The organism is Thermotomaculum hydrothermale (assembly GCF_016592575.1).
GTDB classification, from domain to species: domain Bacteria; phylum Acidobacteriota; class Holophagae; order Thermotomaculales; family Thermotomaculaceae; genus Thermotomaculum; species Thermotomaculum hydrothermale.
Window position 1 is genome coordinate 58,865 of sequence record NZ_AP017470.1, and the last position, 21,935, is coordinate 80,799.

A 21,935-nucleotide genomic window follows, 5' to 3' on the forward strand; every position below is an offset into this window, starting at 1 on the left:
AAATGGAAGAATTGAAAAAACAATTTGAGGAAGCAAAGAAAAAGGTTTTTAACCTGAAACAAAAACCTGATAATGACACTTTGCTAAAACTTTATGCCCTTTATAAACAGGCGACAGAAGGTGACATTAGTGGAGAAAAACCATCAATCTGGGCAATGAAAGAGTATGCAAAGTTTGAAGCCTGGGAAAAATTAAAGGGTATCTCTAAAAAAGAGGCAATGCAGAAGTATATCTCACTTGTTGAAGAGACGATTAAAAAATTCGGGGGAAAACCTTAACAGGTCAGGTGAATTAGAAAATTTGTTTTTGAAATATCAAAGCTTTCAAAGAGTTCTTTTAGTTGCTCTGTCTTTACTATTTTAATCTCAACTTTCCTCTTTTCTGCCTCTTTTAAAACATCTTTCGCTATTGGAAGGGCGCCGTAAAACCCCTTTGCAATAACAAGTGTTTGACAATCCCAGGGGATATTTTCCTCAATTGTTAAAGGGGTATGGCCATAATTTTTTTTGTACTTCCTTGAAGCATTTTTGTTCCTTATTTTAATTTCCCCTTTTTCAATTACAATGTCTTCATTAAATTTTTTCCCGTCAATTACAATACTTCCAAAAGACAGGCTTTTAATCTTCATAACTATCCCCTCACTTTAAAAAAAGTATGCAAAAATAACTGCGTAAACAAGTGCTGGAAGCATATTTAAAACCTTAATCTTTTTTATTTCAAGAAGGTTTATCCCCAGCCCTAAAAGTAAAAGCCCGCCTACAGCGGTTAATTCATTGATAATTGGGGTGGTTAAAATGTGTTGCAGGTATGAGGCAAATAAAGTTAACCCCCCCTGATAAATTAAAAGCGGTATTGCGGAAAACATTACCCCTATCCCCAAACTTGATGCAAGGGCAATTGAAGAAAACCCGTCAAGTGTTGATTTTGCTAAAAGCAAATCTGGAGAGCTTCCAAGCCCCTCCTGAATGCACCCTAAAATTGACATTGAGCCCATACAAAAAAGTAAAAAAGAAGTTATTAGCCCTTCTGTAAACTTTTCATTCTTTGATTTAATCCTTTTCTTTAACAATTCTGCAAGCCTTTCAGTTCTTTCTTCAATTTTTAGCAATTCCCCGGTAATTGAGCCTAAAATTATTGAAAACACCATAATTAAAAGGTTTTGAGTTTTTAACCCCATTTGTATTCCTATAAAAAGGGTAAGAAGCCCTATTCCCTGAAAAACTATTTTTACAATTCTATCAGGTAATTTTGAGTGAATAATAAGCCCAATTGATGACCCTATAATTACTGCAAAAAAGTTAACTATTGTCCCTATCATAACCCCTTCCTTTCAATGATTTGTAATTTTATCAAAAACATCTTTTTTGCCAAAGCAGAACATAAATTTATTGATAAACAAGCGTTTAAAATATAAAATTGAACCACTTAAATTAATTTTAAGGAGTTGAATATGTTTAAGCTTGCAACTGTAATGCTACTTGTTTTTAATCTAACCTTAGGTACAAATTTGCCTGTGGTGAAATTAAGCGGAGACAATGGTGCTCTTGTAAACGGGAAGCCTTTTTCAACAGAGATTATGAAGGGTAAAATGTGGCTTTTTTTCTATGTTGACCCTGATGTTAGAAAAAAGAACGACGACTTTGTAAACAAAATAAAGGCTCAGCATTTTCCTAAGGATAAATTAGGCTCAATAGTGGTAATAAATATGGCTGCAACCTGGCTTCCAAACTTTGCTTTAAACAAGATTTTAAGGAATAAGCAGAAGGAATTTCCAGACACAATTTATGTAAAAGACTTTAAAAAGGTTTTTGTGAAAAAGTGGGGATTGAAGGATAACGAGTACGATGTTTTACTTTTTGATAGAGATGGAAAACTTATCTATTACAAATTCGGGAAGATAAACGATACTGAAACTCAAAAGGTAATCAATTTAATAAAAAAGAATCTGGAAGAAAAGCCGGTGGAGCAAGAAAATACTTCTCAAAATAAAGAAAAATAATTTTAAAATAAAAAAAATTTTAATTGACAATCTTTACTTTTTTGTATAGATTAAAATGGTAAAAGATTTTTGGAGGTAATTATGAAAAAGTATATCTGTGAAGTATGCGGTTATATCTATGACCCGGCAGTTGGAGACCCTGACAGCGGTATTGAACCTGGAACACCCTTTGAAGAAATCCCCGATGATTGGGTTTGCCCCCTCTGTGGAGTTGGCAAAGAGGATTTTATCCCTTACGAAGAAGACTAATTGAATTTATCTATAACTTTGATAAGCCCCCTAATTCAGGGGGCTTTTTATTTTGGGGGTTCTTGGTGTTGGGTATCAGGGTATTGTATCTCGTCCTGAAAAAAGAGGAGACAATCTATTTAATAAATTTTGGATTTTAAATTTTGTTGCTATAAACAAAGTCAAGCCCCCGGGGCCTATTCTTCGAGGTCTATGCCTCACTATTTCTTTCACGAGGTCTGTGCCTCACTTTTGATAAAATAGGCCCTAAGAAACCCTTACAGAAAGGAGGCTTGACATGAAACATTGTACCTCAAAAAAACCGAAATTATACTGCGGAATTGACCTGCACACTAAAAAAAGTTACATCTACATTATAAACGAGCAGGGAACAAAGGTTAAAAGCAAAGAAATTGACACTGAAGAGCAAACATTTATTACCTTTTTTGAAAGCCTAATTGAAGAAAACGAAATCTATTCGGCAATTGAAATCAGTTCATTAACCTTTCAATACTGCAACATACTCAAAGCCATAGGAATATCTGTATATGTGGTAAACACCTTAAAAAACGCCTACATCTCAAAGTCAATGAAAAAAACAGACAAAGAAGATGCAAAACGGCTTGCAATAAGCTTATGGAAAGAAATCCTTCCAGAACCGGTATATATCCCGTCGGAAAAAGAACATAGTTTACGCAAACTCATATCCCACCGTGCTGACCTTGTAAAAAGCAGAACAAGGCTAATAAACAGAATAAGGCAAAGATTAAGGGAAAAAGAAATAAAAATACCTTTAAGAACACTCAATAAAACAAAAAAGATTGAGCCTGTTCTAAAAAGCATATCATCTGAAACACAACCTATACTCCACTTTGAAATATCCCACATGTTTGAACAATTCAAACTACTTGAAAAGCAAATAGAACAAACGGAACAATTAATACACTCTCAAATAAACAAAGATGCCGACTTTAAAGAAATGTACAATCTGCTATTAACCGTCCCCGGAATGGGGAAAATAACTTCTGCCGCATTTATCTCAAGGGTAGGAAAAAACATAGAAAGATTTAAAAATGTACGCAAACTCATATCCTACTTCGGCCAATGCCCTAAAATAAGAGAAAGCGGAGGCAAAACAATAGGCAATCAGGGAATAACCAAACAGGGAAACGGAATGCTCAGGGGATACCTCTCACAGGTGGCAATAGCTGCTTTAAGATCAAAAAGTTATAACTCCATACCGCTAAAAAAATGGTATGAAAACATAAAAAGAAGAAAAGGCTGGAAAAAAGCAAGAGTGGCATTATCAAGAAAAATAGCGGCAATATGCTACGGGGTACTTATACACAAAAGGCCGTATAACCCAATGCTTGTAACGGGAGAAAACAAATGTGAGAAACCATTGATAACAACTTAAAGCAGGGAGCGGTTCGCCTTTCAATCAGGCGATTCCATTTAAGCCGGGACACCCTGTCAGAATTCATGTGCATATAAGCACTAAATTTTGTTTAGGAACCGGCTTATGGAAAGCAAAGTGAGGCAATGACCTCGGATAAATGAATGAAGAATCCCTGATAATGCTAAAAAGCAAAGGTGAACCGATAGATATATAACCTTTAACCTGAATTCAAGAAAGGAGGTGAAACAAAAAAATTATTTCCCCACTTGACTTTGTTTATAAATGAATTTTAGATTGAGGAAAGATTTTTTTAATTAAATGATTTTTACCTTAATCCATAATTCAGCATCCAGAATCCAAAATTCATAATTTTTAATATTTATCCTGTCCTGAACCATGAACCTAAAACCTTAACTTCTCTCTTTTTTGAAACATTTTTTATTTTTAAAAGTATATTTAGTTAAAATAAATGCGAGGGTGTCTATGCTTGAAGTAAAGGAATTAAAGAAATCTTATGGAAGTGTTCAGGCTTTGAAAGGGGTATCTTTCAAGGTTAATAAAGAGGTAATATTTGGTTTATTGGGACCAAATGGTGCAGGGAAAACAACCACTTTTAAAATTATATCCACCCTTTTAAACCCTGATAGCGGAGAGGTTTACTGGAATGGAATGGGTATCTTTGAGAATAAGAAAAAATGGAAGAAGATAATGGGTTATGTCCCTCAGGAGCTTGCACTTTACGATGAGTTGACTGGCCTTGAAAATATGATTTTAATGGCTGAACTATATGGGTTAAAGGGGAAGGATGCAAAAGATAGAAGTTTATTTTTGCTTGAAAAGATAGGCTTAAAAGAGAAGATGAATTTTAAGGCAAAAACTTATTCAGGCGGTATGAAGAGGAGATTGAATTTAATTATGGGAATTGTTCATAACCCTGAGATTATTCTTCTTGACGAGCCAACCGCTGGAATTGATGTTCAGACAAAGATAAAAATCTATGAGTTTATTAGAGAACTTGTAAATGAAGGAAAAACCATTCTCTATACCACACACATGCTAAAAGAGGCAGAGGAATTGTTTGATGTTGTTGGGATAATTGATGAAGGCAATTTAAAGGCTATAGGGAAGGTTGACGATTTAATTTCAAAGTATGCACCAAATGTTATACTTGAATTAAGGTTGAGGGGCGATGATAAATCCCTTTCAGAGATAGAGGGTTTGGGGGAATTTGATTCTGAAAAAAATTTGTTAAAACTTGAAATTCCCTCTCAAAAGGATATAGCAAAGGTTGTTGAAAATCTCAATTCAAAGAGGATTGTAATTGAGAGTATGGTGATTAAAGGCGCTTCCCTTGAAACAGTTTTTCTTAAGCTAACAGGCAAGGAGTTAAGGGATTGAGGGGATTTTTCAGGTTTCTGTTTTACGATTATAAATCTAAATGGGGAAACCTTATTACAATAGTTATTTTTATTGCATTGCCTATAGTTATGTCTCTTTTAATGACAGTTGTTTTTGGCAGGGGGAATAAAGAGGCTTCATTTGAACCCCCTAAAATTGCACTTGTAAACAAAGATGACGGTTTTTTGTCAAAGGGTTTTGTAAAGTTTCTTACAAATGATGAGATGAAAAAAGAGTTTAACTTTGTTTTAACCGATTATGAAAAAGGCTATAAAGGAATGAAAGACCAGGATTACTCTGCAATTTTAATTATTCCTGAGAAGTTTACCGATGATTTTTTAGAGGAAAAATCCCCGGAGGTTATTCTAATTAAAAACCCTTCCCAGGGGATTTATCCTGAAATGGTTGAGACAATGCTTTCTCTAATGACAGAGGGGACAAATTATCTTTTAACCTATTACTATCCGCAATTTAAAGAGGCAAGTGAGATTTATAAGAGTATAAAAAATCAGACAATTTTGCCAAAATTGATTTTTCTTGATTTCGGTAAGTTGAAAGATTTAGGGAAGGATTTTTTTAAAAAATCTAAAAACCTGATAGATGTGGTTAAAAATCAATCCTTTGAGGTTAAATTTGAGAAAAGAGTAAAAGAGAAAAAGAGTAAAAGGTTTATAGATTCCCTTTTCCCCGGATATGCATTATTTTTTCTCCTGTTTTTTGCAAATATTGTTGCTGTTTCAATTGTTAAAGAAAGGGGAATGGGCATTAGCAAAAGGGTTTTGCTGACAGATTTTTCTGTAAACAAATACCTTTTAGCAAAGGTTGTATCTGGAGTTTTTTTTCTTTTCTCCCTTTCCATAGTTTTTGTTTTAAGCGGGTATTTTATTTTTCACATAAAAACTGATATGTTTTTTTTGTTGTTTTTCATTATTTTTCTTTCCTGCTTTTCCCTCTTTTCAGTATTCTTTTTAACCTCTTCCCTTGCAAAAAATGAAGCCTCTGCTTCAAACCTTGGAATGGTTGTTCTCTTTCTTATGGGTTTCACAGGCGGGGGAATGATTCCTTTAAATTTAATCCCTCAATTTCTAATTTCTTTTTCAAAGTTTTTGCCGTTTTACAGGTTAAATATGCTTTTTGCAGATTTGTTTAACAAATCAAGTTTTAATTTAGACAATGCACTTTACTCGCTTTTCTTTTCCCTTGTTGCTTATTCTTTAGGCTTTATTTTTTTTAGAAAAAAATTGATTTCAGGTGAGTTATGAGGGGATACTTCTTTCTTCTTTTTAAAGAGGTAAAATTAATGTTTAAAAATAAAAGTTTTTACCTGTGGGTACTGTTTATGCCTATTTTGTTTCTCATAATTTTTTCAAGGATAGGGGGAGGGGATTCAAAAGTTAAAGTGATATTTATAGACAAAGTGAAAAATGAGATAACGAAGGAGTTTAAGGAAAGGTTAAAAAGGGATTTTAAGATAATAATTGCGATGAAGCAATTAAAAGAGTATACCCTCATTGAATTATCCGGTGATTTTCTGTTGAAAAACAAGGAAAATACAAAGGTAAAGGTTATTTTCCCTGAAAATATTTCAAAGGAAAGAGAGGTTTACACAAAGATTGCAGTTTATAGAATAATGGCTGAGTTGGTTGCAAAGTATAAGTTGGGAATAAAGGATGTAAAAGAATTTGTGAGGATAAAAAAGCAGTGTGAAAAATTACTTGAAATCCCCTGGGGAATAAGGCACACATTGCCTGCAATTATTCTAATGTTTATCCTGTTCAATGTGCTTTCAAAGGGGGTTGAAAAGTTTTTCCAATTTAAAGAACAGGGTTTGATAGAAAGGTTTTCAGTACTCCCTCAAGGAACAAACGGGGTGTTAATATTTTTTCTTCTCTATCAGGTAACACTTGCTATGGTTGCGGTTAGTGTTATTTTTATACTTGGGGTTTTGTTTTTTAAATTTTCAATCGGGTTAAAGTATTTGATTTATCTTTATTTTATATTTTTGTTTTTTTCTATCTTTGTTGCTTCATTATCCCTTCTCATTTTCTCTCTTATTAAGAAAAAGGAAGCAGCTATTGGCTTTGGTGTTTTAATTGCAAATATACTCTGTGCATTAGGGGGGTTATGGTGGCCTATTGAGATTGTTCCCCCATTTTTTAAAAAATTAGGGCTGGCCTTACCGACTGGTTTTACAATGAAAATTATTGACGGGTTAATTTATTACAAAATGCCTGTTAAAGAGTTGATGCCAATGGTTTTTGTTTTAATTGCAATATCTGTTTTATTCTTTTTAGCTGCAACCTTTTTCTTTTTTAAGTTTCAGGAGAAGGATTGAGGCACAAGTATTTTTATTGAAAATATATTTTTTTCAAGTAATAATTAAATTGAACTTAATTTGTTAAGGAGGAGATATGAATAGAGTTTTAGAGGGTGTTAAGCCTGAAAGGTTATGGTATCACTTTGAGAATATTGCTCAAATTCCAAGGTGCTCAAAGCACGAGGAAGCGATAAGGGAATACATTATTAACTTTGCAAAGGAAAAGGGGCTTGAATACAGGGTTGATTCTATTGGAAATGTTGTGGTTATTAAGCCTGCAGATAGCGGTTATGAAAACAAGCCAACAGTTATTTTGCAGGGTCATATTGATATGGTTTGCGAGAAAAACAAGGATACAGAGCACGATTTTTCCAAAGACCCTATAAAACTGAAGGTTGAAGGAGATTGGCTTACCGCAGACGGCACAACATTGGGGGCTGACAATGGTATTGGAGTTGCTGCTGCCCTTGCTATCCTTGAGGATAAAGACTTTAAGACAGGCAGAATTGAAGCATTGTTTACAATTGACGAGGAAACTGGCTTAACAGGTGCATTCAATTTAGACCCGTCAAACCTTACAGGTAAAATCCTTATAAACCTTGATTCAGAGGAAGAAGGGGCAATTTACATTGGCTGTGCAGGTGGGAGAGATACAAAGTTTACAATGTTTGTAAGCGAAGAGGCTCCAACCTTTGAGGAAACAGGCCTTGAAGTAAAACTTACAGGGCTAAAAGGTGGGCATTCTGGATTAAATATTCACGAGGGAAGAGGGAATGCAATTAAAATGGCTGCAAGGATTTTATTTGAATTGAAAAAATCTGTTTCCTATAAGATTGCCTCTTTTGATGCAGGGGACAAGCACAATGCAATTCCAAGGGAATGCGTTTTTAAGATTGCTTTAAACAAAAATGCTGTTGGGTTGGCAAAGAGTATTATTGAATCAATGGCAAAGAAACTTCAGAACGAGTTTAAGATTGTTGAGCCTGATTTTACCTATGAGATTAAAGATAGTAATTTACCTGAAACAACTGCTGACTTTGCATCAACAGAGGAGATGGTTAATTTGCTTATGACAATACCCCACGGTGTTTTAATGATGAGTGCCGCTGTTGAAGGGTTGGTTGAAACTTCAACAAACCTTGCTGTTGCAAAGTTGCAGGATGACATTTTTGAGGTGCTTGCATCTCATAGGAGTTCAATTGCTTCTGCAATTGATTGGGTTGGTGATATGCACAGGGCAATTGGAGAAATCTTTGGGACAGAGGTTGAGCAGGATGAAGGGTATCCAGGCTGGACTCCAAACCCTGATTCAGAGGTTTTAAAGCTTGCAAGGGAATCATTTAAAAAGGTTTTAGGTTATGAGCCTGAAGTTAAGGCTATCCACGCCGGGTTAGAGTGTGGAATTATCAGTGAAAAGTGTGGTGGATTGGATGCAATCTCCTTTGGACCAACAATTGAAGGTGCCCACTCACCTGATGAAAGGGTAAGCATAAAATCAACTCAAGTTTTCTGGGATTGCCTTGTTGAACTGTTGAAGGATATAAATAAGTAGTCTTTGATAAAAAGTAAAAAAGAGGGGGAGTATCCCCCTTTTTTATTTCAAAATTTTTCTCTAATTTTCGTTTTTGTTTTCTTTTTTCCCGAATTTGTAATAGATGTACGAAGAAACTATTAGCACAATTCCTGTGATTAGAAATGCCAGCACCCTGTACAAGGCTGAAAGGGAAATTATATCTATGAAAAACAGTTTAAAAAGCACAATGCCAAAAAGGACAAAAGCAAATATCCTGTATGCATTGCTTGATTTTTTCAATCCTATAAAAAGGAGAATAAAGGCAAAAACAACCCACAGTGCTGTAATCCCCATTGATTGGCCTTTCTCAAATACTTTATAAAAGATAGTTGAAATCTCATAGGTTAAAAAAACTAAAATAGATAAACCTGTAAAAAAGGAACTGAATGCAGCGAATATTTTCGAATTTTTCCTTAATGCCACCTTTGAGTTTATGCTAAATGCAGTTATTACAGCAAAGTATTCCATAATCCTTGAAGCAATGTTTTGATAATCCTTGAATGCAAAGTGGTTAAATTTAAATCCAAGGTTTTCAAAAATGTCATAGGTTGTTGATTTAAAAAATAGCAGTAAAATCAGAGAACCGTTAAGTAAAAGAAGCCATTTTCTCTCTAAAATTCCATAAAGGTAAATTGAAAGAATAAGGATTATGGAGAGAAATGCACTGAAATCTATAGACTTAAAGTTAAAGTAAATTCCAACAAATACAGTTAAAATTCCGGAGACAAATAAAAAGATTTTTTCTCTATTGTTAAATTTTTTCAAATAACTAATCCCTGTAAGAACTATTCCTGAAATTATGTAAAGGATTGAAGGCGAGATTAAATGTATTCCTGAAAAAGACATTGCCTTAACCGATATTAGAGGATAGAAAAACGTTGCTATAAGGGGAGATAAAGCAAAAAGAGAATACTTTTCTTCCTCTTTAAAATAAAACAAAGCGGAAGCAAGAAATACAAGATAAAACCATATACCGAAGTAAATAAAATAAATACTTGCATTTGATTTAAAGTAAGAGTAATACCACATATAGAACCACATTGTTGTAAATATATTTGCGAGAATTACAATTGTGTTCCACCTTTTTTTGTATGCAAGAAAGACGGGGGCAAAGGAGAGAACTAAAAGGTAAGAGAAAAATCCTATATCGTTTGTAATTGAGTTTTTTAGCGTTGTAAAGGTAAGGTAAGCACCGCCTATGCCAACAATAGAAACCCATTGGGAATTAAATTTAATTGCAAGAAACAAGGAAATTGCAACGAGAACAAGGTTAATTGCAAATGCCAGTAAGGTGCCGTAAAACTTATATAGAACGAAAGAGGCAAAGTTTGAGAAAAATAAAACAGCTATCCCGCCTGTTATTAAAATTACCCCAAAGATTCTATACTTTGACTTTAGATAGTATCCTATAAATGTGAGAAACAATCCGAAAATTGCAGTAACCGTTACCCTGAAAACAGGGGTAAAAAGGTTTCTTTCAAAAGAGTATTTCAGGAAAAATGCCGATGCAAATAGAATTGCAAGAATTCCCACTGTTAAAAGGAATTTTTCTCCAAGAAATCTTTCAATAAACGGTTCTTTTTCCTTTTTTGCTGATTTTTGTATATGTTGAATCTTCACAGGTTTAACAATTTTTTCTCTCTGAATTTCTGGTAATGAAGATTCTATTTCACTTAAAGATTGTTCAATGTTAAAAATTGCCGTCTCAAAGTAATTTTTTAGATTTTTAAGGTACTCCAAATTCTGTTTTATAAATAGAATTTGTGTATTTTCATCAGGCTTTGCATTATTGCAGTAAGGGCATTTTTGAAAATTGGAAGGAAAACTCTTCCCGCATTTAACACACTTCATAAATCCCCCTTTTGAGACTTATTTTAAGTAGATTTTATCACAAAAAGGGGGACAAAAAAGAATATTGCCTTTTGTTAGGCCTCTATTATTTCGTACCTTGTTGTTATCTTTGCTGTTTTCCCTATCATAATTGATGCCGAGCAGTACTTTTCTTTTGAGAGTTTTATTGCCTGCTCAACAGCCTTCTCAGATATGTTTTCCCCGTAAATTTTATAGAGAATTTCAATCTCTGTAAAAACCTTTGGATGGGTGTCAGCCCTTTTGGCACTGACTTCAACCTCAAAGTTTTTAACATTTTGCTTTTTCTTTTTCAAAATAACAACAACATCAAATGCGGTGCATCCGGCAGTGCCTAAAAGAACATACTGCATAGGAGTTGGGGCTGTGTCGTCACCGTGAGAGGTTTTTGGAGCATCCATCTTAATTTTGTGCCCGTTCTCTGTTTCAGCCTCAAATTGCAGGTTTTGTATCCATCTGATTTTCCCCTTCATAATTCCTCCTGAATTAATTTTTTACTACCTAACGATTATATAAGAAAACCTGCCTTAAATTAAGACAGGTTTATGGAAGGAGGGCGCTTTCTTTCGAAATGCAACTATATAGACGCCTTTTTTAGATAAAATGTTTCAAAAAAAAGTAAAAATAATCATTATTCTTAAAAAATTGCAAGTTGCGAAGAAATCAAAAATAGGCAATAATAAATTTGAACTTCAAAAGAGTAAAGAGGTGATTATGTTTAAAAAGGTGTTGATAGCCAATAGAGGTGAAATAGCAGTTAGGGTTATGAGAACCTTGAAGGAAATGGGTATTAAATCAGTTGCTGTTTACTCAGATATAGACAGAAAAAGCCTTCATGTAAATGTTGCTGACGAGGCTTATCCGCTGGGAGGTAAAACCTCCGCTGAAAGTTACCTTGTAATGGAAAAGATAATTGAAGCTGCAAAAAAAAGCGGTGCTGAGGCTATTCATCCAGGGTATGGATTTTTGTCAGAAAATGAAAAGTTTGCAAAAATGTGTGAGGAAAATAACATTGTTTTTATAGGGCCGCCACCAAAGGCAATAGTCTCTATGGGGGATAAAGTAACTGCAAGAAGGATTATGCAGGAAGCAGGGGTTCCTATTATTCCAGGGTTAGAAAAAGATGGATTAAGTGAAGATGAGGCTTTTGAGTTTGCTAAAAAGGTTGGATTTCCGGTAATGATTAAGGCTTCAGCAGGCGGTGGCGGAAAGGGAATGAGAAAGGTTGAAAATGAATCTGACTTTTCTAAATTCTTCAGGCAGGCAAAGAGTGAGGCTTTATCCTCTTTTGGAGACGATAGGGTTTACATTGAGAAATTCCTTGAAGAGCCGAGGCATATTGAAATACAGATTTTAGGGGATAAACACGGAAATGTAATTTATTTAGGTGAGAGAGAATGCTCTGTTCAAAGAAGGCATCAAAAGGTTATTGAAGAATCCCCTTCTCCGTTTATTGATGAAGAAATGAGAAGAAAAATGGGGGAAACTGCGGTAAAGGCGGCAAAGGCGGTTGGTTACTATAACGCAGGCACTGTTGAATTTTTGGTTGATAAGTATAAAAACTTTTACTTCCTTGAAATGAATACAAGGCTTCAGGTTGAACACCCTGTAACAGAGTGGGTAACAGGGATTGACCTTGTTGAGTATCAAATAAGGGTTGCGGCAGGAGAAAGGCTTGACATTAAACAGGAGGATGTAAAACTTAAAGGCCATGCAATTGAGTGCAGAATTTACGCAGAAGACCCAGAAAAAAACTTTATGCCGTCTCCAGGCAAGATTGAAAGGCTTTTAACACCATCTGGTCCCGGTGTAAGGGATGATTCAGGGGTATTTGAAGGGGCTGAAGTATCATTATACTATGACCCAATGATTTCAAAGCTAACCGTTTTCCACAGAAACAGGGATATGGCTATTAAAAGAATGTTGAGGGCGCTTGATGAGTATGTTGTTGCAGGGATAAAGACAAATATTGACTTTCACAAAAAGGTTTTAACTCATCCTGATTTTGTTAAAGGCAAATACGATACAACATTTATTGACAATAATATTGATTCCTTGCTTGAAAGGGATGATAAAGACAGGGATGTTGCCATAATTGCAGCATTGATTGAGTATTATTCAAAAGAGGATAAGCCGTCTAAAAAGCCTGTAAACAAATCTTCCAGATGGAAGGATTACGCTAAAAACTGCTGGACAATTTAGGGGGAAATATGGAAGTTTCTGTGAAGTTTGGAAAGAATGAATTTGATGCAAATATAGAGAAAAGGGATAACAGGTTTGAAGTTGAGTTTGAAGGAAAGAAATTTATTGCTGATTTTGAGCCTTTAAGCGAGAAAGATGGAAACCTTATTGTTGACGGTAAAAGTTATCATGTTATTTTTACCAATAATTCTGTTTATGTTAATGGGGTACACTTTGACATTGAAACAATTGACCCCCTTAAAAAAGAATTGCTTAAATCAACAATGCTTGAAAAAGACGAAGGGGCTATTGTTACTTCAATGCCGGGTAATGTAAAAAGGGTGCTTGTCCAAGAGGGGGAAGAAGTTGAGGCTGGCCAACCTGTTGTTGTTTTAGAGGCAATGAAGATGGAAAATGAGCTTGAAGCACCTAAAAGCGGGGTGGTTAAAAAGGTTAATGTAAAGGAAAACACCCCAGTGGAGGCAAATACTGTTTTGGTTGAGATTGAATAATGATAGGAAAGATTTTTAAATTTATAGGTTATACAATTCTTATTTTAATTATTTCTTTGTTAATTTTTGTAAATACTGCTCTCTTTGATAAATTTCTTGAAAACAGACTTAAAGAACAGGTGCTTTTTACCACAGGCCTTGAGTTGAGCTTTTCAAAATTCTATGTTTCCTTTTTTAAAGGGAAGTTGTTGGCTGAAAATATTAAACTTTCAAATGCTTTAACAATAAAAAAGATAGATTTAGACATAAAAAGTAGCAGGCTTCTTTTTGCAAAGCTTGATATTGAGAGGGCAAGGGTTTACGGCGTTAGTGTAAATATTGACAGGGATTTTAAAATAAAATCTTTCTCAAAAAACCCCAAAAAGCTTGATAAAAGTGGTTTTGAAAGCTTGATAATAAGGGATTTCAGGCTTGAGAATGTTAGCGTTAAATTCAGTGATAGGGAGGGAAATGTTGCCTCTTTTGTAAGCAAGGATTTTTTAATTCAGGCAGGCTTTAATGCTAAGGATGGAACATATTCAGGGGTTATTGCCTTTAACAATGGCCAGGTGGTCTATAACAACAACCCATATCTTTTAAATGTTGCCTGCTACTTTGATTTTAACGAAAATTCTATAACCATTAAAGAGTTGAGTATTTCAAGCGGTGGGTTAAAAATTAAATCAAAGGGTAAATTTGCAAAGGGGAAATCTGAAATTTCAATTAAAGGTAAGGCTGATTTGTTCAAACTTACAAAAGTTGAAGAGTTGAAAAATGTAACTGTTGCATTTAACTTAAATGGAGATGTGAATGTATTAAAAGGGGATATTTTCCTTACAGACGGGAAGAGAAAAGCGAAAGGTTTTTTAACAATTAATATCCCTGAAAAAAAAGTAAGTGTTAAAAATCTTTCTGGAAATTTTAAAGACCACTTTATAAGCCTGGATGGAAATGTAAGTTTTAAAAAAAAACTTAAGATTGCTTTAGAAGCATCCATTAAGGGCAAGTTTCTCAAGAACTTTCATGTAAACCTTGATATAGAAAAAGCAAAAGAGTGGAATTATAATGCCCGCTTTTACGGGGTTGATTGCGGTAACGGGGTTTGCGGGGTAAAGGTTATTTCAGGGAAAATTCCAAAACTTTCCACAGTTAAGTTAAACCTACCAATTTTAAAAACAGATATTGAAAACAATTCTGGATGGATAGATTTAAATTTAAAGCAGGCAAGGGTTTTTGCCCATGGAGATTTTTTCAAAAATGGCAATTTATTTTCTGGTTTGCTTACCGTAAAAAAACTTAACCTTTTAGGGTTAAATTTTCCCAAGATGGATGCAAATCTTACGATAAAATCAAAAGATTATGTTGTTTTTGATTCAATTCTTTTAAAAGATGGTGAAGGTACAGCAAAATTAAAAGGGGAATTTAAAAACAACAAATTAAATATAAAGGCAAAACTTAACGATTTCCCGTTTAAAAAGGCTTTGTTTTTCCTGGATAAAGAGACATTAGACCAGATCGAAATTTTCGGAGCAGTTGAAGGAGATTTAAACATCTCAGGAAAATACGACAATCCTGAGGTTGAGGGTTCTGTAACCTTACTTCACTCAAACATATATGGACTTTATTTTTCCTCTGTCAACTCGGATTTTCTATACAAAAACTCTGTTTTAAAGCTTGATAATACCATTCTTGAAGCTGGGGACGGTTTTATGAAAGGCGGGGGAAAGATAAACTTTGACAATGAAAAAATAGATTTAAAGTTTAAAGGGAAAGATATTGAGTTAAACTATATCCCTCTTGAAGACCTGTATGCTGAAAATTCAACCGGACAGGTTAAAATTTTTGGTACATTAAGCGATTTAAAGATTGATTCAAACTTTTCTATTCAAGATGTTGTTTTTTCAGACCTCTCTTTTGGTGCAGGAGATTTTTCCCTTTCAATGAGAAATAATGATATAAATCTTGATTTTATTTTGAAAAATGGGCTTTCAGGAAAGGGGATTATAAAAAACGGTGAGGAAATGGACTTTAATTTTAAAGCTAATAAATTCATATACAATGATGGGGAAAACTCTGTGGTGGTTAGCGGAGAATTTGGGTTTACAGGAAAAACAGATGATTTAAATACTTTGAGTGGTAGCGGAAAAATAAACTCCCTTGAGGTAAAGAAAGGCGAATTATTTAACCTACAAGCAAAAAATGCAGATTTTAAAATGCAGGGTATGGTTTTGACTTCCTCAAAATTAATTCTCACTCAGAGTTTTCCGCAATTAAGAATAGATATGACAAATATTAATTTAAACATTGATAAGGATGAGATTTCTTCTGATTTAAAATTTTCAGGGGATGCAGCATTAGTAAATAACATACTAAAAGACCAAGAGATTGAAGGGGTTAGTGTAAATGGGGAGTTAAACGGCAATTTTAAGCTTTACGGAATTATTTATTCTCCGTTTTATTCCGGTGACTTAGGTTTTAAAGGCAGTGTTGATTTAAAAGATGCAGGGTACTTTGTTGAAAATGCAAATTTGAAAGTAACTGTTGATTACGATGTTTTTGAAATAAAGAATTTTTACGGAAAAATCAAAAATGGTTCTATTAATGTTAGCGGAACAATTATAGGCAGTAATATTGATTTACAGGCTAAAGTTGATAGTATCCCTGTTGACATACCTGGTTTTTATGCTGATGCATCAGGGCTTGTCTTTTTAAAGTCTCTCACTGAAGAGGGCAGATACTCTGCTTCAGGGTATCTTGAATTGAAAAACGGGGTTCTTAATGTGGAGCAGATGCTTTCAGGGGAAAGCGAGGAGAGTTTTCTTGATAATGTGGAGCTTGATTTAAAGGTGAGCCTTGAGGGGGTAACTTATTCAGACCCTGATATTACCTTGCTATTTGGTAAATCTAATTTAAAAATGAGGGGTTCTGCTGCTAATCCTGTTTTAAGCGGAGTTCAATTGATAAGCAAAGATAGTTTTTTAAATATTGGAAACAACAGATTTTATGTTGAAAGAGGGAGGCTTGTCTTTAACAACCCTCTTGAGAATACTCCATATGTCAATATTGTTGCTTCAGCTGATTTAAATAATTACCGAGTAAGGTGTTTTTTAAAGGGAAGTGCAGATAAAATAAACATTAAGTTTGCTTCAGACCCGCCGTTAAGCCAGAATAAAATACTTTCAGTTCTTTTCGGCGGTGGGATAAATACTGGAATTTACGACTTTTTTCATACAGGGGCAGAGGAAAACCTGTCTGGAGTTGGTGCAGCCCTTGCATTGAATACTCTACTTTCATCATTTAATTCTAAAATGAGAAAAACTTTAAAGGTTGATAGATTTTTTATTTCTTCTCAAGTATTTGATGTTACAAGAAGCCCCTCACCGGTTATGAGTTTTGAAAAGGATTTATCTTCAAGGTTATCCTTCCTTTATGCGCAATCCCTTGATACAGGTGGGAATTTAATTGAATTGAGTTATCACATGGCAGGGAAGAGAAATATTTATATAAGAAATGAAATTGACGGAAGTGTTACCTTAGAGTTTGAAATAATAAAGTAATTAAAAAATCAAATTGAAAATTATCAAGGTAAAATCCTTTTTCTTTATTCTTTTTTTATTTTTACCTTTTCCTTGAAAAATTTTTTTTATTTCTGATAATAAAAGAGAAGAAAGAAAAATTGGAGAAGGCATGGCAAAGAAAGAGATTATAGAAAGGATTCTTATTCCTGAGAAAGAATTAATGAAAAGGGTTGAAGAATTAGGGGAAGAGATTAGCAGGGATTTTGAAGGACAGGAAGTATTGCTTGTGGGGTTATTAAAAGGCTCTGTTATCTTTTTAGCAGACCTTGCCAGGAAGGTTACCATCCCCTGCATGCTGGATTTTATGAGCGTTACAAGCTACGGAAATGATATAGAGTCATCAGGAGAAGTCAGGTTTTTAAAAGACCTTGATAGTGATATAAACGGGAAAAATGTTATTATTGTTGAAGATATTATCGATACCGGGCTTACTTTAAGAGAGGTGTTAAAGGTTTTGAAGGCAAGAAACCCTAAAACTTTAAAGGTATGTACACTGTTAAATAAAGTGGATAGAAGGCTTGTTGATGTTAATGTAGATTACAATGGATTTAATATTCCTGACGCCTTTGTTGTTGGTTACGGTCTTGATTACGCACAAAAGTATAGGAATTTAAATTATATAGGGATACTTAAATTAGTTGAGGATTAAAACAGGGTATTTATCCCTAATTTTATTTTTACAAGGGTTATATCATCATCAAAGTGTGTTGTGAAAAATTTGATCTCTTTTAACACTGCGGCTAAATCATCTTTTCTTGTTAAAATTTCTTTTAATCTATTTACGCCGAAAAGTTCTCCAGCTTCGTTTTGAGCTTCTGTAATCCCGTCTGTGTAGAGGTAGATTATATCGTCTGGCATTACTGAAATTTTTTTCTCTGATATTAAAAGGTTATCAGTTATGCCAATTAAGAAACCGTCTCCCCCCAATTCAATAATTTTGCCCTGAGTTTTCAAGAATTGTTCCGGGTGTCCTGCTCTTATATACTTTAATTCCAAATTGGTTGGATCAACTACTCCGACGAACAATGACACAAATTGTTCATCAGTGGTTGTTTCAAGCAGATCTTTGTTTATTTTTTGCGCAATGTCATAGGGGGATGAGTATTGGTCTGATGCCTGCACAAATGATAATTTTAGTATTGCTGCAATCAGTGCGGCAACAATACCGTGTCCTGTAACATCTGCTATAAAAAAGGCTACATTTCCGTTTGGTTGTTTCCTTATGTCAAAGATATCTCCCCCTATTTGAATAGCAGGGATATAAATGTGGTCTATTGAAATTTCTTCTGTGATTTTTCCTTTTTTAGGGATTAAAGATTTCTGAAATCTTGATGCCATATAAATTTCTTTTTCCATTTTTGTTTTGTACTTCTCAAGTTCTATGTTTTTTTCAAGAATTGTGTTCTGTAACTTCTTTATTCTTGCTCCTGCAAGTACCCTTGCAATAACCTCTTTTACATTAAAAGGTTTTGTGATATAGTCGTCAGCTCCTATTTTTAATCCTTCTATCTTGCTATCTATGGTTGTTTTGGCTGTAAGCATAATAAAGTAGGGATTTTTGTATTTTTCTTCATTCTTTACTATACGGCACAATTGTGTGCCGTCTACATGTGGCATCATCAAGTCGGAAACAATGACATCTACATTTATTTTTTCAAGTAATTCTAATGCTTCCTGTCCTGAAGTTGCTGTATAAACTTCAAAGTTCTGGTTTTCAAGATAAAGCTTTAAAATCTCTACAATTCGTTGTTCATCATCTACAACTAAAACCCTTGTTTGACCCATAATTAATTAATCCCAAAATATTTGTCTAACCCAGTTTGTTTCATTATTTTTTTAACCGTATCTGTAAGGTTTATCATACTGAATGTCCCATCTTTTCTAATCATAGTGTTTTTTATAGATACAAGAAGTCCTAATCCGCTTGAGTCTATAAAAGAGACTTCTCCCATATTTAATATTAGCTCTTTTATACCTTCCTCTCTCAGAATCTCTTTCATCTTTTCCCTTATTTCTCCAGTATTTTCAAACGTAACTTTACCCTGCAAAGTAATTGTGATTTTGTGTCCGTCTTGAGATTTTTCCATGTGAATCATTTTAACCCCCAATATATTTGATTATTTTTAATGTTTTCCCGTTATTGTTAAAGGATATTTCATCTGCACTGTTTTTTATGATAAATATCCCTCTTCCAAACTCTTCCATAGGATGGGGTGGTGAAGTTTTACTCAATATTGTTTTGTAATCAAAACCTTCTCCACTATCTGTAATTTTAAAAAGAAACTTTTCAGGCGATATAATGCTTTCAATTTCCACTTTTTTATCAAATAGCTGGGGGTTTGTTTTAGCTACATGCATCTCGTATTCCAGAATTGATTTTTCCTTTCTGAAGTCTTTGGGCATTTTCAAATTCCCGTGATAAACTGCATTTGATAGAGCCTCACTTATTAGAAGCATTATATCAGTTTTTAAATCTTCGTTAATATAATCAAGTGTTTCAAGCAGTAATTCGTAAAGCATAACCACCTTTTCAATGTGTTGTCTTGTACTGTTTTGTACAATGCGGCATTCTATAGATTCAAAGTTGCTCTGTAAAAAATCATCTTTCAATGTATTGAAAAAATTCTCATTTAAATTTAAGGTTTTTTCTATTTCAGTGTTTTGTTTTTTTGCAATTAATTGTATTTTAAATTCTTTTTTCATATACACATTATAAAACAAATGTGGCAAAAATCAAACAGTACAGGTTTGCTTATGTAAAATTGATATGATAATATTTTAATACCAATATTGTAGTAAGGCTGGAGGAGTTATGAAAGTTTATGAAACCAAGAACCTAAGGGTGGTTACCTTAGTAGGTCACGGAGACACCGGAAAAACATCTTTAACAAGTGCAATGTTATTTAACGCTGGCGTAACAAATCGATTAACAAAGGTTGATGACGGAAACGCAATTACCGATTATGATCCTGAAGAAATTAAGAGAAAGATTTCATTAACAACTTCATTGGCTTTTTTTGAGAGAAATAAAGTAAAAGTAAATATACTGGATACACCAGGTTATGGAAACTTTTTCCCGGAAGCAAGGGGGGCATTAAGAATTACCGATTATGTTGGGTTTCTTGTTTGCGGAGTTTCAGGGGTTGAGGTTCAAACTGAAAAGGCATGGAAGATTGCAAAAGAGTTAGGTAAGCCAGGTTTTTTTGTGGTAAACAAACTTGATAGAGAAAATTCGGACTTTAACAAGGTAGTTGAAGGCATTCAGAAGAAGTTTGGAACTGAGGCTGTCCCGGTTGCAATTCCAGTGGGTAAAGAAAGTGGCTTTAAAGGAATGGTGGATATCCTTTCAAACACTGCGTATATTTACGAAGAAGAGGAAACAGGAAAATTCTCAAAAACCGAAGTTCCAGCAGATATGCAGGATGCTGTTCAGGAAGCAAGAGAAAAGTTAATGGAAACAATAGCTGAAAGTGATGAAGAGTTGATGGAAAAATTCTTTGAAGCTGGAGAGCTTTCTGACGAAGATATGAGAAAAGGGCTTGGAAAAGCGATTAAAAATAGAGAACTATTTCCTATTTTGCCTGCATCAGCTATAAAAAATATTAATATTCATCAGCTAATGGATTTTATTGTTGATGTTCTTGATTCACCTTTTGGTCAGGAAAATGACGCGAAACTAAACGGTGAGGATATCAAGGTTAAAATGGATCCTGAAGAAAAAACCAGTGTTTTTGTGTTTAAGGTAATTTCAGACCAGCATGCCGGAAGGATAAATATTTTCAGGGTAATGTCTGGTGTTTTAAACGCTGATACTGTTTTAAGAAATACTGTAAAAGATATTGATGAGAAAATAGGCTCTATATTCCTATTGCAGGGTAAAGACCATGATAAAGTCGAAAAACTCTATGCTGGAGACATAGGCGGGGTTGCGAAGCTTAAAGAAACTTTTATTTCAGATACCCTTGCAGAAAAGGATTTTCCTGTTGTGTTTGAACCTATTAAATTCCCTGAGCCTGCTATTTCTTTTGCAATTGAACCTAAATCAAAGGGCGACGAAGAAAAGATTTCAGCGGCTTTGAAAAAGATTAACGAAGAAGACCCGCTTTTAAAACTTGAAAGAGACCCGCAAACAAACCAGTTGCTTATTTCTGGTTCAGGTCAATTGCATGTTGAGGTTGCTCTGGCAAAGATGAAGGAAAGGTTTAAGGTTGATGCAGTACTATTGCCGCCAAAGGTTCCGTATAGAGAAACAATCAAGAAAAAGGTTGATGTTGAAGCCAAGTACAAGAAACAAACAGGTGGTAAAGGACAGTATGGCCACTGTAAGATTATTATGGAGCCACTGGAGAGAGGAAAAGACTTTGAATTTGAAGATAAGATTTTTGGCGGTGCTATTCCTAAAACCTATATCCCTGCTGTTGAAAAGGGAATTCAGGAAGCGAGAATGAAGGGATATCTTGCAGGTTATCCAGTAGTTGATTTCAAGGTAACCTTATACGATGGTTCATATCATGAAGTTGACTCTTCTGAAATGGCTTTTAAAATTGCAGGTTCAATGGCCTTTAAAAAGGCTATGGAACAGGCAAAACCAACCCTTTTAGAACCTATTATGCAGGTTGAAATTTATGCTCCCGAAGAGTTTATGGGCGATATTATGGGTGATTTAAATTCAAGAAGGGGAAGAATTCAGGGTATGGAAGCAGCAGGTGACAATCAGTTGATTAAAGCCCTTGTACCGATGGCTGAAATGCTTACCTATGAGTCTACTTTAAGGTCAATTACAGGAGGTAGAGGTACATTCCATATGGAATTCTCCCATTACGAAGAGGTGCCTGCTAATATTCAGCAGAAGATTATTGAGGAGTATAAGAAACAGCAGGAAGAAAACGCTTAATATAAGAG

Annotated in this window: 20 protein-coding genes; 13 read left to right on the forward strand and 7 right to left on the reverse strand. The window is 34.4% G+C overall.

The annotated features are described in order from the left end of the window. Positions 1-2: 2 nt before the first annotated feature. On the forward strand, positions 3-278 hold the full coding sequence (locus tag TTHT_RS00295; protein ID WP_201328045.1) for an acyl-CoA-binding protein: 276 nt from the start codon (positions 3-5) through the stop codon (positions 276-278). On the opposite strand, the gene TTHT_RS00300 is transcribed toward TTHT_RS00295, so the two are convergent. Further along, positions 275-628, reverse strand: a complete 354-nt coding sequence (locus TTHT_RS00300; RefSeq protein WP_201328046.1) for a hypothetical protein — start codon at positions 626-628, stop codon at positions 275-277. The genes TTHT_RS00295 and TTHT_RS00300 overlap by 4 nt on opposite strands. A 15-nt stretch (positions 629-643) precedes the next feature. After that, the gene (locus TTHT_RS00305; RefSeq protein WP_201328047.1) at positions 644-1,318 is read right to left on the reverse strand and encodes a DUF554 domain-containing protein; all 675 of its coding nucleotides are present in this window, start codon (positions 1,316-1,318) and stop codon (positions 644-646) included. Between the two features lie 132 nt (positions 1,319-1,450). Between TTHT_RS00305 and TTHT_RS00310 the strand changes: the two genes are divergently transcribed. The 7 genes from TTHT_RS00310 (at position 1,451) to TTHT_RS00340 (ending at position 8,893) form a co-directional block, all read left to right on the forward strand. After that, positions 1,451-1,999, forward strand: a complete 549-nt coding sequence (locus TTHT_RS00310) for a YtfJ family protein (RefSeq protein ID WP_201328048.1) — start codon at positions 1,451-1,453, stop codon at positions 1,997-1,999. A gap of 81 nt (positions 2,000-2,080) precedes the next feature. Then, positions 2,081-2,248 carry a rubredoxin gene (gene rd, locus TTHT_RS00315; RefSeq protein WP_201328049.1) on the forward strand — a complete coding sequence of 56 codons (168 nt, stop codon included), beginning with the start codon at positions 2,081-2,083 and terminating at the stop codon, positions 2,246-2,248. Between the two features lie 277 nt (positions 2,249-2,525). Further along, positions 2,526-3,644 carry an IS110 family RNA-guided transposase gene (locus TTHT_RS00320; protein WP_201328050.1) on the forward strand — a complete coding sequence of 373 codons (1,119 nt, stop codon included), beginning with the start codon at positions 2,526-2,528 and terminating at the stop codon, positions 3,642-3,644. Positions 3,645-4,109: 465 nt separating this feature from the next. Next, positions 4,110-5,024 carry an ABC transporter ATP-binding protein gene (locus TTHT_RS00325; protein ID WP_201328051.1) on the forward strand — a complete coding sequence of 305 codons (915 nt, stop codon included), beginning with the start codon at positions 4,110-4,112 and terminating at the stop codon, positions 5,022-5,024. Beyond that, a complete protein-coding gene (locus TTHT_RS00330; RefSeq protein ID WP_201328052.1) occupies positions 5,021-6,286 on the forward strand; it encodes an ABC transporter permease in 1,266 nt (421 codons plus the stop codon). The genes TTHT_RS00325 and TTHT_RS00330 overlap by 4 nt, the downstream gene beginning before the upstream one ends. A 38-nt stretch (positions 6,287-6,324) precedes the next feature. Then, positions 6,325-7,359, forward strand: a complete 1,035-nt coding sequence (locus TTHT_RS00335) for an ABC transporter permease (protein WP_201328053.1) — start codon at positions 6,325-6,327, stop codon at positions 7,357-7,359. A gap of 76 nt (positions 7,360-7,435) precedes the next feature. Then, positions 7,436-8,893 (forward strand): aminoacyl-histidine dipeptidase, encoded by a 1,458-nt coding sequence (locus tag TTHT_RS00340; RefSeq protein WP_201328054.1) that lies wholly within the window; start codon positions 7,436-7,438, stop codon positions 8,891-8,893. A 60-nt stretch (positions 8,894-8,953) separates the two neighbouring features. Here the strand turns inward: TTHT_RS00340 and TTHT_RS00345 are convergent, their stop codons facing one another. Both TTHT_RS00345 and TTHT_RS00350 read right to left on the reverse strand, forming a co-directional pair. Continuing rightward, entirely contained in the window at positions 8,954-10,765 is a 1,812-nt protein-coding gene (locus tag TTHT_RS00345) for a DUF2339 domain-containing protein (RefSeq protein WP_201328055.1), read from the reverse strand. Positions 10,766-10,839: 74 nt separating this feature from the next. Beyond that, positions 10,840-11,256, reverse strand: a complete 417-nt coding sequence (locus TTHT_RS00350) for an OsmC family protein (RefSeq protein WP_201328056.1) — start codon at positions 11,254-11,256, stop codon at positions 10,840-10,842. A gap of 241 nt (positions 11,257-11,497) precedes the next feature. On the opposite strand from TTHT_RS00350, the gene accC reads away from it, so the two are divergent. From accC to hpt, 4 genes are all read left to right on the forward strand, one after another. Beyond that, entirely contained in the window at positions 11,498-12,985 is a 1,488-nt protein-coding gene (gene accC, locus TTHT_RS00355; protein WP_201328057.1) for an acetyl-CoA carboxylase biotin carboxylase subunit, read from the forward strand. Between the two features lie 8 nt (positions 12,986-12,993). Further along, the gene (locus TTHT_RS10970) at positions 12,994-13,476 is read left to right on the forward strand and encodes a biotin/lipoyl-containing protein (protein WP_201328058.1); all 483 of its coding nucleotides are present in this window, start codon (positions 12,994-12,996) and stop codon (positions 13,474-13,476) included. Continuing rightward, positions 13,476-17,012 (forward strand): translocation/assembly module TamB domain-containing protein, encoded by a 3,537-nt coding sequence (locus TTHT_RS00365; protein WP_201328059.1) that lies wholly within the window; start codon positions 13,476-13,478, stop codon positions 17,010-17,012. The genes TTHT_RS10970 and TTHT_RS00365 overlap by 1 nt, the downstream gene beginning before the upstream one ends. A gap of 130 nt (positions 17,013-17,142) precedes the next feature. Continuing rightward, a complete protein-coding gene (hpt, locus tag TTHT_RS00370) occupies positions 17,143-17,682 on the forward strand; it encodes a hypoxanthine phosphoribosyltransferase (protein WP_201328060.1) in 540 nt (179 codons plus the stop codon). Here the strand turns inward: hpt and TTHT_RS00375 are convergent. From TTHT_RS00375 to TTHT_RS00385, 3 genes are read right to left on the reverse strand one after another with little or no spacing between them, the layout of a single operon-like run. After that, positions 17,679-18,818, reverse strand: a complete 1,140-nt coding sequence (locus TTHT_RS00375) for a SpoIIE family protein phosphatase (protein ID WP_201328061.1) — start codon at positions 18,816-18,818, stop codon at positions 17,679-17,681. The genes hpt and TTHT_RS00375 overlap by 4 nt on opposite strands. Before the next feature lie 2 nt (positions 18,819-18,820). Then, the gene (locus TTHT_RS00380) at positions 18,821-19,129 is read right to left on the reverse strand and encodes an STAS domain-containing protein (RefSeq protein ID WP_201328062.1); all 309 of its coding nucleotides are present in this window, start codon (positions 19,127-19,129) and stop codon (positions 18,821-18,823) included. 1 nt (position 19,130) lies between these two features. Continuing rightward, positions 19,131-19,736: an ATP-binding protein gene (locus TTHT_RS00385; protein ID WP_201328063.1), complete on the reverse strand. Its 606-nt coding sequence runs from the start codon at positions 19,734-19,736 to the stop codon at positions 19,131-19,133. A 109-nt stretch (positions 19,737-19,845) separates the two neighbouring features. Here TTHT_RS00385 and fusA point away from each other — a divergent pair, with 109 nt between their 5' ends. After that, entirely contained in the window at positions 19,846-21,927 is a 2,082-nt protein-coding gene (gene fusA, locus TTHT_RS00390; RefSeq protein ID WP_201328064.1) for an elongation factor G, read from the forward strand. Positions 21,928-21,935: the final 8 nt, after the last annotated feature.

Coding starts and splice junctions, on each gene's coding strand:
- TTHT_RS00295 (WP_201328045.1), top strand. CDS start 3: ATGGAAGAATTGAAAAAACAATTTGAGGAAGCAAAGAAAAAGGTTTTT.
- TTHT_RS00300 (WP_201328046.1), bottom strand. CDS start 628: ATGAAGATTAAAAGCCTGTCTTTTGGAAGTATTGTAATTGACGGGAAA.
- TTHT_RS00305 (WP_201328047.1), bottom strand. CDS start 1,318: ATGATAGGGACAATAGTTAACTTTTTTGCAGTAATTATAGGGTCATCA.
- TTHT_RS00310 (WP_201328048.1), top strand. CDS start 1,451: ATGTTTAAGCTTGCAACTGTAATGCTACTTGTTTTTAATCTAACCTTA.
- rd (WP_201328049.1), top strand. CDS start 2,081: ATGAAAAAGTATATCTGTGAAGTATGCGGTTATATCTATGACCCGGCA.
- TTHT_RS00320 (WP_201328050.1), top strand. CDS start 2,526: ATGAAACATTGTACCTCAAAAAAACCGAAATTATACTGCGGAATTGAC.
- TTHT_RS00325 (WP_201328051.1), top strand. CDS start 4,110: ATGCTTGAAGTAAAGGAATTAAAGAAATCTTATGGAAGTGTTCAGGCT.
- TTHT_RS00335 (WP_201328053.1), top strand. CDS start 6,325: ATGTTTAAAAATAAAAGTTTTTACCTGTGGGTACTGTTTATGCCTATT.
- TTHT_RS00340 (WP_201328054.1), top strand. CDS start 7,436: ATGAATAGAGTTTTAGAGGGTGTTAAGCCTGAAAGGTTATGGTATCAC.
- TTHT_RS00345 (WP_201328055.1), bottom strand. CDS start 10,765: ATGAAGTGTGTTAAATGCGGGAAGAGTTTTCCTTCCAATTTTCAAAAA.
- TTHT_RS00350 (WP_201328056.1), bottom strand. CDS start 11,256: ATGAAGGGGAAAATCAGATGGATACAAAACCTGCAATTTGAGGCTGAA.
- accC (WP_201328057.1), top strand. CDS start 11,498: ATGTTTAAAAAGGTGTTGATAGCCAATAGAGGTGAAATAGCAGTTAGG.
- TTHT_RS10970 (WP_201328058.1), top strand. CDS start 12,994: ATGGAAGTTTCTGTGAAGTTTGGAAAGAATGAATTTGATGCAAATATA.
- TTHT_RS00365 (WP_201328059.1), top strand. CDS start 13,476: ATGATAGGAAAGATTTTTAAATTTATAGGTTATACAATTCTTATTTTA.
- hpt (WP_201328060.1), top strand. CDS start 17,143: ATGGCAAAGAAAGAGATTATAGAAAGGATTCTTATTCCTGAGAAAGAA.
- TTHT_RS00375 (WP_201328061.1), bottom strand. CDS start 18,818: ATGGGTCAAACAAGGGTTTTAGTTGTAGATGATGAACAACGAATTGTA.
- TTHT_RS00380 (WP_201328062.1), bottom strand. CDS start 19,129: ATGATTCACATGGAAAAATCTCAAGACGGACACAAAATCACAATTACT.
- TTHT_RS00385 (WP_201328063.1), bottom strand. CDS start 19,736: ATGAAAAAAGAATTTAAAATACAATTAATTGCAAAAAAACAAAACACT.
- fusA (WP_201328064.1), top strand. CDS start 19,846: ATGAAAGTTTATGAAACCAAGAACCTAAGGGTGGTTACCTTAGTAGGT.